The 12,550-nt window shown below is 65.6% G+C and carries 8 protein-coding genes; 3 read left to right on the forward strand and 5 right to left on the reverse strand.

The genetic code is table 11. The features are described 5' to 3' along the window. Position 1: 1 nt before the first annotated feature. On the forward strand, positions 2-1,069 hold the full coding sequence (locus ACSQ23_RS24680; RefSeq protein WP_055881034.1) for an ABC transporter ATP-binding protein: 1,068 nt from the start codon (positions 2-4) through the stop codon (positions 1,067-1,069). A gap of 129 nt (positions 1,070-1,198) precedes the next feature. Continuing rightward, positions 1,199-2,035: a 3-mercaptopyruvate sulfurtransferase gene (gene sseA / locus ACSQ23_RS24685; RefSeq protein ID WP_436092221.1), complete on the forward strand. Its 837-nt coding sequence runs from the start codon at positions 1,199-1,201 to the stop codon at positions 2,033-2,035. A 173-nt stretch (positions 2,036-2,208) separates the two neighbouring features. Here sseA and ACSQ23_RS24690 read toward each other — a convergent pair whose 3' ends face one another. The 4 genes from ACSQ23_RS24690 to chvE all read right to left on the reverse strand — a co-directional run bounded on the left by ACSQ23_RS24690 (position 2,209) and on the right by chvE (position 9,604). Further along, positions 2,209-5,250 (reverse strand): alpha-mannosidase, encoded by a 3,042-nt coding sequence (locus ACSQ23_RS24690; RefSeq protein WP_436092222.1) that lies wholly within the window; start codon positions 5,248-5,250, stop codon positions 2,209-2,211. 301 nt (positions 5,251-5,551) lie between these two features. Further along, entirely contained in the window at positions 5,552-6,823 is a 1,272-nt protein-coding gene (mmsB, locus tag ACSQ23_RS24695; RefSeq protein ID WP_055881041.1) for a multiple monosaccharide ABC transporter permease, read from the reverse strand. After that, the gene (gene mmsA, locus ACSQ23_RS24700; protein ID WP_055881310.1) at positions 6,820-8,355 is read right to left on the reverse strand and encodes a multiple monosaccharide ABC transporter ATP-binding protein; all 1,536 of its coding nucleotides are present in this window, start codon (positions 8,353-8,355) and stop codon (positions 6,820-6,822) included. The genes mmsB and mmsA overlap by 4 nt, the downstream gene beginning before the upstream one ends. Before the next feature lie 178 nt (positions 8,356-8,533). Further along, the gene (gene chvE / locus ACSQ23_RS24705; RefSeq protein WP_055881045.1) at positions 8,534-9,604 is read right to left on the reverse strand and encodes a multiple monosaccharide ABC transporter substrate-binding protein; all 1,071 of its coding nucleotides are present in this window, start codon (positions 9,602-9,604) and stop codon (positions 8,534-8,536) included. Between the two features lie 381 nt (positions 9,605-9,985). Here chvE and ACSQ23_RS24710 point away from each other — a divergent pair, with 381 nt between their 5' ends. Next, positions 9,986-10,753, forward strand: a complete 768-nt coding sequence (locus ACSQ23_RS24710; protein ID WP_055881048.1) for a FadR/GntR family transcriptional regulator — start codon at positions 9,986-9,988, stop codon at positions 10,751-10,753. A gap of 204 nt (positions 10,754-10,957) precedes the next feature. Here ACSQ23_RS24710 and ACSQ23_RS24715 read toward each other — a convergent pair whose 3' ends face one another. After that, complete coding sequence (locus ACSQ23_RS24715; protein WP_055881049.1) at positions 10,958-12,385, reverse strand: gamma-aminobutyraldehyde dehydrogenase; 1,428 nt, start codon at positions 12,383-12,385, stop codon at positions 10,958-10,960. Between the last annotated feature and the right edge of the window lie 165 nt (positions 12,386-12,550).

Genomic DNA, 12,550 nt, shown 5'->3' on the forward strand with positions numbered 1-12,550 from the left:
CATGGCCGAAGAATTTCTGCGCATCGACAAGCTGGTCAAGGCCTTCGGCGGCAACCAGGTCGTCAAGGGCGTCGACCTCAGCTTCAACAAGGGCGAGTTCGTCAGCCTGCTCGGGCCCTCGGGCTGCGGCAAGACCACCATCCTCAGGATGATTGCCGGCTTCGAGCGCCCGGATTCGGGCCGCATCCTGGTCGAGGGCAAGGACATTTCCGGCCTAGCGCCCAACCAGCGCAAGATCGGCATGGTGTTCCAGGCCTATGCGCTGTTCCCCAACATGAACGTCGCCGACAATATCGGCTTCGGGCTGAAAATCGCCGGCATGCCAAAGCCGCAGCGCGAAGCCCGGACCGAGGAGATGCTGCAGCTGATCGGCCTTTCCGGCTACGGCAAGCGCTATCCGTTCGAACTCTCGGGCGGCCAGCAGCAGCGCGTGGCGCTGGCTCGCGCGCTCGCCCCCAGCCCCCGCATGCTGCTGCTCGACGAGCCGCTCTCCGCGCTCGATGCCAAGATCCGCGTCTCGCTGCGCGAGCAGATCCGCCAGATCCAGCGCGAACTGGGGATCACCACGGTGTTCGTGACGCACGACCAGGAAGAGGCGCTGTCGATCTCCGACCGGATCGTCGTGCTCAACACCGGTAATGTCGAGCAGTTCGGCCAGCCGTTCGAGATCTACAACCGGCCGCAGACCAGGTTCGTCGCGACCTTCGTCGGCACCCTCAACACCCTTAATGCCACCGTCGCCGACGCCGGCGCCAAGACCGTGACACTGGGCGGCACCACCGTCACCATCCCGGCTTTGCCCGCTTCTGCACGCAACGGTGAAGCCGTAGCCCTGACTATGCGGCCCGAAGCGGTGTCGCTCGCCAACGGCGCGACGCGCGATATCGTGCTCGATGGCAAGGTCGCTGAAGTCAGCTTCCTCGGCTCGGTGATCCGCCTGAAGGTCGACCTCGGCGACAACGCGGTGAACCTCGACACCTTCAACGACCAACGCACCCCACCCCCGGCGCACGGAGCGCCAGTGCGCATCGGCATCGCCTCGAGCGACGTGCTGGTGCTGGAGCGGTAGGCGCCTGGTAAGCTAGCACTAATGCTGGCAGTCGGCGTCCCTCTCCCCAACCAGCAACACTTTGACCCGCAAGCCGATTCACCCGCGCGCCATCCTGCACTAAGGTGCCCCGCAAATCGCGGAGCACCCATGACCACCCCACTCGTCACCACCGACTGGCTTGCCGACCACATCGATGACGCCAATGTCGTCCTCGTCGATGCCAGCTGGTACATGCCGGCCGCCAACCGCAGCGGGCGCGCCGAATACCTCAAGAGCCACCTGCCCGGCGCGGTGTTCTTCGGCATCGACGATATCGCCGACAAGACCACCACCCTGCCCCATATGCTGCCCACCCCGGCGGCCTTTGCCGAGGCGGTAGGCAAACTCGGCATCGCCGATACCGACACCATCGTCGTCTACGACGAAGCCGGCGTCTTCGCCGCACCGCGCGTCTGGTGGAGCTTTCGCACCATGGGCGCCAGGGACGTGCGCGTGCTCGATGGCGGCGGCCCGAAATGGCGCGCCGAGGGCCGACCAACCGCCTCGGGCGAGGAGCAGCCGGCACCCCGAACTTTTGTGCCGCACTACCAGCCGGCGCTGGTGCAGGATTTCGACGCCGTGCTCGGGCTGACCAGCTCGAAAGCCAGGACCATCGTCGACGCCCGCCCCGGCGACCGCTTCCGCGGCGAAGCCCCGGAACCCCGCCCCGGCCTCGCCTCGGGCCACATCCCCGGCAGCCTGAGTGTGCCGGCCAGCGACGTGACGGCGAACGGGCAGCTGAAGTCAGCGGCGGAGTTGCAGGCGCTGTTTGCGAAAGCCGGGGTGGATGTGAGCAAGCCCATCGTCACCAGTTGCGGCTCGGGGGTGACGGCGTCGACCGTGGCGCTGGCACTGGCCATTGCCGGGGCCAGGGATGTGGCGGTCTATGATGGGTCGTGGACTGAGTGGGGCGGCAAGGCCGATGCGCCGGTGGAGAAGGGCTGAGCGGTCAGCGCAAGCGGCCCCACCCCACCCTTGATCCCTCCCCATCAAGGGGAGGGAGAGACGACTGAGGCTTCAGCGAACGCTGAGCCCCTCCCTCCCCCTTGTGGGGAGGGTAGCGCAGCTAGGCGGAGCCGTAGCGCAGCTGGGTGGGGGTGGGCCCCACGCTCCAGCCCCTACCCCCGCGAAACCCGCCAGCTCCTGACCTCGAACGGCCGCAGCCCCGCGCCCTCGCCGCGCTCCATCGGCTCCTCGAGAATGTTGAGGCTCTCGCTGAGCTTCCACCCCTCCGGCACCTCCACTGCGAAATCGCCGCGCCGGCCCGAGGGCTCATACACCCGCAGCACCAGGCCATTGCCGTCCTCGGCCGGCTTCAGCCCCGACAGCGCTGCCGGAATGCCGTCGATCGCGATCGGCTCGTAATGCACCGCGGCGACGCCGCTGGCGACGGCCGCCAGCATCGGCTGGTTGAGGTCCTCGGCTTCCTCGCGCACCCGGCCCTCATGCCACTCGCCGGCATGCGGATAGAGCGCATAGGTGAAGCGCTGCCCGCCTTCATCGGCCAGTGGGTCCGGATAGACCGGCGAGCGCACGAGGCTGAGGCCCAGCACATTGCCCTTGGCGCTGTGCCCATACTTGGCGTCGTTGAGCAGCGCCACGCCGAAACCCGGCTCGCTCATATCGAGGAAGCGATGGCCCGGCACTTCGAACTGCGCCTGGTCCCAGCTGGTATTGTTGTGCGTGGTGCGCTGCACCACCCCGTTGGCGTGCTCGAACGTCGCGTGCGCGGCGCGCACCGCCACCGGCGTCTGCGTCCTGAGCAGGCAATGCCGATCGTGCCAGTCGATCTCGGTCGCGATATCGAGACGCACCCCGTTGGCGTCGAGGCTGTAGGTCTGCGTCACCGTCGAGGCGCGGAAGCGACGGACGATGCGGATCGCGGCGCGCGCCGGGGTATCCTCGACCACCTTGATGCTTTCAGGGCGGTTCAGCTCGATGCCCTTCTTGGCGTAGTCCTCCTCGATATCCCAGGCATCCCAGTCGCGCGGCTTATCGGCCGGATAGACCCAGAGCTGGTTGCCGCGGCCCGCGAGCGCCTCGCGCCCGGTCGCTTTGTGGATGAGGCTGGTGACGGTGCCGTCGAGCCCGATCGTGGCGCGAAGATGCGTGTTCTCGAGGTGGCTCTCGCTCACCGACAGGCCCGCCAGCGGCTCGAGCGTCGCGCGGGTGAACACCTTGATGCCGAGCGGCGCCATCACGTCGGAACTCGAGAAATGCGTGCCGTCCGACAGCGTCACCCGCACTGGCCGGCGGCTGAGCGAGGGGTTCACCACGATCACCGCGTCATGCACATCGCCGTTCGGGATGCGGTTGACGATCACCGACATCGCCATCTGCTGGCGCGCCAGTGCGCGGCCGACCGCGTCGTTCAGCTCGCGCTCGGCATCCTCGTAGACCTCGGCGATCGACGAGCCGGGCAGGATGTCGTGGAACTCGTTCTTCAGCACCACGCGCCAGATATGCTCGAGGCTCTCCGGCTGCTCGCCACCGAGCAGCGCCGCCAGCGAGGCCAGCGTTTCGGCGGTGATCAGCGCCCGCTCAGCCTGCCGGTGCGCCTTCTTGGTGGCGCTCTGCGTGGTGAGCGTCGCGCGGTGCAGTTCCAGATAGATGTCGCCCTGCCACACTGGCAGCTCGGTCTGCTTGCCGGTCTCGTGCGCCGCAGCGAAGAAATCCTCGACCCGGCTCCAGCGCGCCTTGGGCAGCACCGGGAAATCCCGCAGCTGCATTTCGCGCTCGACATATTCCGGCGTCACCCCGCCACCGCCATCGCCATAGCCCACGGCGAGCAGCGAGGTCGAATGCTGCGGCTTCTGCATGAAGTTACGCCAGGTCTTCAGGATGCTGAGCGGGTTCACCGCGCCATTATAGCCGTGCCAGGGGTTGTTGAAGGTGTGGGTCAACACCCGCGAGCCATCGATCCCCTCCCACCAGAACAGGTCGGCCGGGATGGTGTTGGTGTCGTTCCAGTTCACCTTGATGGTGAAGAACGAGTCGATACCGCCTTGTTTCAACAGCTGCGGCAGCCCACCCGAAAAGCCGAAGCAATCGGGCAGCCAGCACACCCGGTGCTTGACCCCGAACTTCTGCTGGAAATAGCGCTGCCCGTAGAGGATCTGCCGCGTCAGGCTCTCGCCGGTGGGCATATTGGTGTCGGGCTCGACCCACATGCCGCCGACCGTCTCCCAGCCGCCGGCCGCCACCTTCGCCTTGATCTTCTGGAACAGCGCCGGATCGTCTTCCTCGATCTGCGCGTAGTAATGCGCCGTCGACTGGTTGAAGCGGAAACCCGACTGCGCCAGGTACTCGTTGCTCCCCTCCATCAGCGTCACCGCCGTCGAGAAGGTGCGGCGCATCTTGCGGCGGGTCTCGGCATAGGGCCAGAGCCAGGCGAGATCGATATGGGCGTGCCCGGTGAGCGCGATCTCGCCCTGTTGCGGGAAGCGCTGCTTGAGTTCGCGCAGCCGCTCGATCAGCTTCAGGTCCGCCTTGATGACGCTCTGGCGCTGCGCTTCGCTGAGCGGCGCCGGGTTGTCCTTGAGCGGCGGCAATTGCCAGATCTTCTGCTGGCCGCGCTGCGGCGCAAAGCGCGCGACATAATCCTCCGTCCCCGACGGCCATTCGAGCGCGTAAAAGGCCTCCTCCGCCGCAGCGACGAGGTGCGGCACCACCTCGTGCTCGCCGAGCTCCGTCGCCGCTTCGTGCACTTGGCTCAAGCGCAGGCGGAACGCGTCGACCGCGCCGTCGAGCCAGTAGAGTCTGGCGTCGTTCAGATGCGGCTTGCGCACCGGTTCGCCGAACGGCAGCCGCGCCACCGCTTCCGCCTCGATGCGGAAATCATGCGCCCGTACCGGGAATTCCTTGTGATACGGGTCGTTGCCGAAACCGACATTGTCGTCGCCATAGATCAGCGTCGCCAGCGCCTCGCCACCCAGGTCGAGGAACAGCCGCGTCTCGGCAATCGGCCAGCTCGAGGGCACCGAAACGCCGGCGGCAAAGCTCTGCACGCCGTCACGGCTCGGCCATGGCGCCCCGACCTCGATCGGCTTGCCGTTCAGCGTCCAGCCGCCCACCGGCAGTGTCTCGCGCTCCCGCCACCAGGTGAGCTCATCCAGCCGCACCCTGATCCGGTCCAGCCGCTGCTCGATGGAAAGAGCCATGCGAAATATCCTCGTTGCAACGTTACAATGCGCGGCGGACAAAACCATAACTGGCCGCGGCTCGCTAGGGCGGGACGGAGGAAAAGTTGCCGGTTGTGGCGAGATGTCTGGGTTGTCGCCTCCCTCCCCCTTGAGGGGAGGGATTGAGGGAGGGGGTGGTGCAGTCACCACCGTGCCCGCCTCACCACCCCCACCCCCAGCCCCTCCCCTCAAGGGGGAGGGGAGCATACGACAGCGCAGCAAAAAGCCCGGGTCCCACCATCGTGAAACCCGGGCTCATTCGTCCGTCGGCTGCGACCGCTTACGCCTTGTTCTTGTTGTACAAGTCGAAGAACACCGCGGCCAGCAGCACCACGCCCTTGATCATCTGCTGCAGGTCGATGTTGATGCCCATGATCGACATGCCGTTGTTCAGGACACCCATGATGAAGGCGCCGATCACCGCGCCGGCGACCTGGCCGACGCCGCCCAGCGCCGAGGCGCCGCCGATGAACACCGCGGCGATCACGTCGAGCTCGAGCCCCTGCCCCGCCTTCGGCGTCGCCGAGTTGAGGCGGGCGGCGTAGATCATGCCGGCGAGCGCCGCGAGCGCCCCCATGATGGCGAAGATGTAGAAGGTCAGCCGCTCGGTCTTGATGCCCGACAGCGCCGCCGCCTTGGGGTTGCCGCCGATGGCATAGATACGCCGGCCGAAGGTCAGACGCTTGGTGAGGAAGACGAAGCCGGCAATCAGGATGCCCATCACCACCAGGACGTTCGGCAGGCCTTTGTAGGACGCCAGCATATAGGTGAAGAACAGCACCAGCGCCGCGATCACGATGTTCTTTGCGGCAAACAGCGCGAACGGCTCGCTCTCATAGCCGCGCGCCGTACGGCGGGCGCGGGTGCGGATCGACAGCAGGATCATGCCGACCACGGCGACGATGCCGATGGCGAGCGTTGCCCCGTGCAGCACCAAGGGCTGCACGCCCTGGCTGGCCGGCACGAGGGTGATCGCCCCGATGAAGTCGGGGATGAACCCCGCCGACAGCAGCTGGAACTCGGCCGGGAACGGGCCGACCGACTGGCCGGCGAGAATGGACAGCGACAGGCCCTTGAAGATCAGCATGCCGGCGAGCGTCACGATGAAGCTCGGGATGCGGTAATAGGCGATCAGGTAGCCTTGCGCCGCGCCGATCGCCGCCCCGACCACGAGGCAGATGAGGCCTGCAACGATCGGGTTGGCGAGGAAAGCCAGCTCCGGCGGGAACTTCCAGCCGACCATCAGCATGGCCGCCAGCGCGCCGATAAAGCCCGACACCGAGCCGACGCTGAGGTCGATATGGCCGGCGACGATCACCAGCAGCATGCCCAGCGCCATCACGATGATGTAGCTGTTCTGCAGGACGATATTGGTGAGGTTCAGCGGCTTGAACAGCACGCCGCCGGTCGTCCACTGGAAAAACAGCATGATCAGGATCAGCACCAGCAGCAGGCCGTATTCGCGGAGGTTCGCCTGCAGCGCGCCCCAGATCGAAAGCGGCGCAGCGGCTTCTGCCGGGGTTGCAGCCTGCGGTGCGGTTTCGGTCGTCATGATGCAACTTTCCCTTCGGCGCGCACGATGGCGCGCATGATCTTTTCCTGGCTCGCCTCGACGGTCGGCATTTCGCCGACCAGCCGGCCCTCGTTCATCACGTAGACGCGGTCGGTGATGCCGAGCAGTTCCGGCATCTCCGAGGAGATGACGAGGATGGCTTTGCCCTGCGCGGCGAGCTGGTTGATGATGCTGTAGATTTCGTACTTGGCGCCGACATCGATGCCGCGGGTCGGCTCATCGAGGATCAGCACTTCGGGGTTGGCGAACAGCCACTTGGACAGCACCACTTTCTGCTGGTTGCCGCCCGACAGGTTCCCCACCGTCTGGTAGACGCTCGAGGACCGGATATTGGTCTTCTTGCGATAGTCGTTCGCCACGTCGAGCTCGGCGAGGTCGTCGATGACGCCCCAGCGCGACACGCCCCACAGGTTGGCGAGCGTGGTGTTGTGCTTGATGTGGTCGATGAGGTTGAGCCCGAAGGTCTTCCGATCCTCGGTGGCGTAGGCGATGCCGTGCGACACGGCCTTTTCGACCGTCGAGGTATCGACCTTCTTGCCGTGCAGCAGCACCTCGCCGCTGACCTTCACGCCGTAGGATTTGCCGAACAGGCTCATGGCGAATTCGGTGCGGCCCGAGCCCATCAACCCGGCGATCCCCACCACTTCGCCCTTCCGGACGTTGAGGTCGATGCCCTTGATCACCTGCCGGTCGCGGTGCTGCGGGTGGTAGACCGACCAGTTCTTCACCTCGAACACCACCTCGCCGATTTGAGGCGCGCGGGCCGGGTAGCGATCCTCGAGCGGGCGGCCGACCATCGAGGTGATGATCCGGTCCTCGGTGATATCGGCCTTGTCGAGCGTCTCGATGGTGCGGCCATCGCGGATCACCGTGATCCGGTCGGCAATCTTCGAAACCTCGTTGAGCTTGTGCGAGATCAGGATGCAGGAAATGCCCTGCGCCTTGAAGCCGAGCAGCAGGTCGAGCAGCGCCGCGCTGTCCTTTTCCGAAAGGCTGGCGGTCGGCTCGTCGAGGATGAGCAGCTTCACTTCTTTCGAAAGCGCCTTGGCGATCTCGACCAGCTGCTGCTTGCCGGTGCCGATATTGGTGACCAGCGTATCGGGGTCTTCGTTGAGCCCGACCTTGCGCAGCACGGCGCGGGCGCCCTCGCGCGTCTCGTCCCAATCGACGATGCCGGCTTTGGCGCGCTCGTTGCCGAGATAGATGTTCTCGGCAATCGACAAGAGCGGCACCAGCGCCAGCTCCTGGTGGATGATGACGATGCCCTTGTGCTCGCTGTCGCGGATCGAGCGGAAGGCGCATTCCTCGCCATTATAGATGATCTGGCCCTCATAGGAGCCATGCGGGTAGACGCCGGAAAGCACCTTCATCAGTGTCGATTTGCCGGCACCGTTCTCGCCGACGATGGCGTGAATTTCGCCGGCCTTGACGTCCAGGTTGACGTTCTGCAGCGCCTTCACACCAGGAAAGGTCTTGGTGATGTCACGCATCTGCAGGATCGTGTCACGCATCGGCAAGATCGTGTCGCGCATCTCCGGGATCGTGTCGGTCATGGGCGGCCTTCTGGTTGGTCCCGGTCGCCAGATGGCGCCGCGGGGCCGGATTTACTTGTGGGGCGAAGTTTACTTGAGGGGATAGAATGCCGAAAGGGCCCCGCTGCTCAGCGAGGCCCTTCCGAAGGCTTCGACCTTACTGGAGGTCGGATTCCTTGATGTAGCCCGAGTCGACGACCAGAGCCTTGTAGTTGGTGGCATCGACGTCATGCGGGACGAGCAGGATCGACGGCACGACCTTGACGCCATTGTCATAGGTCTTGGTGTCGAGTCCTTCAGGCGTACCGCCGCCGACGACAGTGTCGACGAGCGCGGCAGTGGTCGCGGCCAGTTCGCGGGTATCCTTGAACACGGTCGAGTACTGCTCGCCGGCAATGATCGCCTTCACCGACGGGACTTCGGCGTCCTGCCCGGTGATGATCGGCCACGGCTGGTCGGCCGAACCGTAACCAACGCCGCGCAGCGACGAGATAATGCCGCGGCTCAGCCCGTCATAGGGAGCCAGGACGCCATCGACGCGGCTGCCGTCCGAGTAGTTGGCCGAAAGGATGTTGTCCATGCGGGCCTGCGCCACGGCGCCGTCCCAGCGGAGCGTGCCGACCTTGTCCATGCCGGTCTGGCCGGACTTGATCACCACGTCGCCCGAGTCGATCAGCGGCTGGATGACGCTCATCGCGCCGTCGTAGAAGAAGAAGGCGTTGTTGTCGTCGGGCGAGCCGCCGAACAGTTCGACGTTCCACGGCTTGGTGCTCGGGAAACGTTCCTTCAGGCCCTTGACCAGCGAGTTGGCCTGCAGCACGCCAACCTGGAAGTTGTCGAAGGTGGTGTAGTAGTCGACATTGGCGCTTTCGCGGATCAGGCGGTCATAGGCGATGACCTTGATGCCCGAGTCGGCAGCCTGCTGCAGCACGGCACTGAGCGTCGTGCCGTCGATCGACGCGATCACCAGGGCCTTCACGCCCTTGGTCACCATGTTCTCGATCTGAGCGAGCTGGTTCGGGATATCGTCCTCGGCATATTGCAGGTCGACGCTGTAGCCCTTGGCCTCGAGGGCGGCCTTCAGCGAGTCACCGTCCGAAATCCAACGGAGCGACGACTTGGTCGGCATCGCAATGCCGATGGCGCCCTTGTCCTGGGCAAACGCCTGGCCGGAGAGCGCGATGGCGCCAACGGTGACGGCGGTCATAAGAAGCTTCAAGGCTTTCACTGGTTTCCTCCCGGGTAAACCTTGGTGACGGAACCGCGATCGGGACGTGCCGCCCGCGGGGAGGACAGGTGAAGGGAACCAACCATCGCAGCTCATTGCTGCGCGGGTCTTCGTTGCCGTGCCGGGCACCCGGTGGCGACGCCTCCCAAACGCCCCGTAGCCGGGGCATTTCGCGCGTCCTCCAACGCGCCGGCGGAACCTAGAGTAATCAGATATCGCTGTAAAGATGTCCGCCGAACGGCTGCCGAAGGCGTGTTCGCCGAGCTTTCATCCTTGCTCAAATTGCTATGTCTGCATTACAATTCGGCGTTGAGGAGAGCACCGGACAGACGACAAAGTTCGCGTCGGTGCCGTATAACATATCAGATAGGTGTGAGGGGAATGGCCCGTAGCGACGTGAACGCCGGCCCGGAGGATTACCCACTGACGGCGGCCGAGAGGGTGGCTAACGAGCTGACCGAGATCATTCTCGGCGAGCTCTCCCCGGGCGCCAGCATTCCGAGCGAAGCCGATATTGCCAGCCGCTTCGAGGTCAGCCGCCTGACGGTGCGCGAAGCGGTGAAAATGCTGGTCGGGCGCGGCCTCCTGCATATCGGCCGCGGCCGCCGCGCCGTGGTGCGCGAGCCCGACAGTTCGGTGTTCGCGGCACTGCTGGTTTCGATCGTCCGCAACGATCCCAAGGGGCTGTTCGACCTGATCGAACTGCGCATGGCGATGGAATCGCTGTCATCGGGCCTCGCTGCGAAGCGCGCCAGCCGCGCCGGCATCCAGGCTATCGACAGCGCCATGCGCGACATGCGCGCCTCGGCGGCCGAGGCAGCCGACGGCGAGAACCCCGAGGCCGAAGCACGCTTCCACGAAAGCGACCTGCAGTTCCACGAGGCCATTGCCATGGCGAGCGGCAACCGCGTCATCGCCTTCATCTTCGAAGCCATGGCCAAGCCCCTGCGCGAAAGCTTCGTGATGAGCCGGCGCGGCCAGACCCTGCGCGGCGCCGGCCGCGTCGAAACCGTCGAAGCCCACCAGGCCATCCTCGACGCCATCCGCGCCGGCGACCAACGCGCCGCCGTCGACGCCATGCGCGCGCACCTCAAAAGCACGGAACTGGATATCCGCTCGCACCTCGCCAGCGGGGTGGCGGCGGCTTAGTGCAGCGCGCTTGGCGCCCCTCACCCCGCGGTGAGGCCTCCGGCCTCATCCGCCGCCCTCTCCCCCCGGGAGGGCGCTATTGCGCCCCCTTGGAGAGGCGAGGGGACGCACTTTGCACGCCGGCGCCCCTATCGCCCCCTCGCCCCTTTGGGGAGAGGGCCGGGGTGAGGGGCGCCAAGCACACCGGCTGACGATACGCCAAGCCTACCCGTGATTGATCATCACATGCCGGACCGCCGTATAGTCCTCGAGCGCATAGACGGACATGTCCTTGCCATAGCCCGACTGCTTCAGCCCGCCATGCGGCATCTCGTTGACCAGCATGAAGTGCGTGTTGATCCAGGTGCACCCATATTGCAGCCGCGCCGCCGTCTGCATCGCCTTCGACACATCCTTGGTCCACACCGATGAGGCGAGGCCATAGTCGCTGTCATTGGCCCAGGCGATGGCATCCTCGGGGTCGGTGAAGCGGGTGACCGACACCACCGGCCCGAACACTTCGCGCCGCACGATCTCATCAGCCTGCAGCGCCCCGGCGATCACCGTCGGCTCGTAGAAGAAGCCCCGGTCGCCCGACACATGGCCACCTGCAGTGATCTTGATATGCGGCAGTTCCGACGCCCGCTCGACGAAGCTCGCCACCCGGTCGCGCTGGCGCTTCGAGATCAGCGGCCCGATCTCGTTGAGCGTATCGTCGGCCTGGTTGTACTTGATCGAGTTGACCGCCGAGCTCAAGTCGGCCACCAGCCTGTCGTGGATTTTCGGGCCGGCATAGATCCGGCAGGCCGCCGTGCAATCCTGCCCGGCATTATAGTAGCCGAAGGCCTTGAGCCCGCTCACCACCGCCTCGAGGTCGGCATCGTCATAGACGATCACCGGCGCCTTGCCGCCGAGTTCGAGATGCGTGCGCTTCACCGATTTGGCCGCCGCCTGCAGCACCTTCTTGCCGGTGGCGACGTCGCCGGTGATCGAGATCATGTTGATCTTGGGGTGGTTGATCAGCGCGTTGCCGACGCTGTCGCCGCGCCCCAGGATAACGTTGACCACGCCCTCGGGCAGCACCTCAGCGAAGACTTTCGCGAGCTTCAGCGCCGTCAGCGGCGTCTGCTCTGATGGCTTGTAGACCACCGTATTGCCGCCGGCGATGGCCGGCGCCAGCTTCCACGCCATCATCATCAGCGGGTAATTCCACGGCGCGATCGAGCCGACGATGCCGATCGGGTCGCGCCGCACCATCGAGGTGTGGCCCGGCAGGTATTCCCCCGCGATCGAGCCCTGCATATTGCGCACCGCCCCGGCAAAGAAGCGCCAGCAATCGACGATCGCCGGGATCTCGTCGTTCTTGACCGCATTGATCGGCTTGCCGCAGTTCAGCGCCTCGAGCGCCGCAAAGCCATCGGCATCGTCCTCGATCGCCTGCGCGATCTTGAGCAGATAGTTCGAGCGCTGCCCCGGCGTGGTCCGCGACCAGCTGGCGAAGGCCTTCTCCGCGGCGAGCACGGCCGCATCGATCTGGCTCAGCGACGCCTCGGGGATACCCCGGATCAGCTCCCCGGTTCTGGGATTGAGCACCTGCTCCTCGGTTTCCGTCCCCGCCTCGAAGCGCGAGCCGATCAGCATTTCGGTGTGCATTTTCTCTCTCCCATAACTCGACTTTCAGTGCACGTGGCCACCCCCCTCCCAGCCTCCCCCACAAGGGGGGAGGTGTGGGTCGGTGAGGGTGGCAAGAGACCTGCCAAAGCCCCGATCGGCACCTCCCCCCTTGTGGGGGAGGTTGGGAGGGGGGTGGCCAGGTGA

This window comes from Devosia sp. LjRoot16 (genome assembly GCF_964252795.1).
In the GTDB taxonomy this organism is placed as follows: Bacteria; Pseudomonadota; Alphaproteobacteria; order Rhizobiales; family Devosiaceae; genus Devosia_A.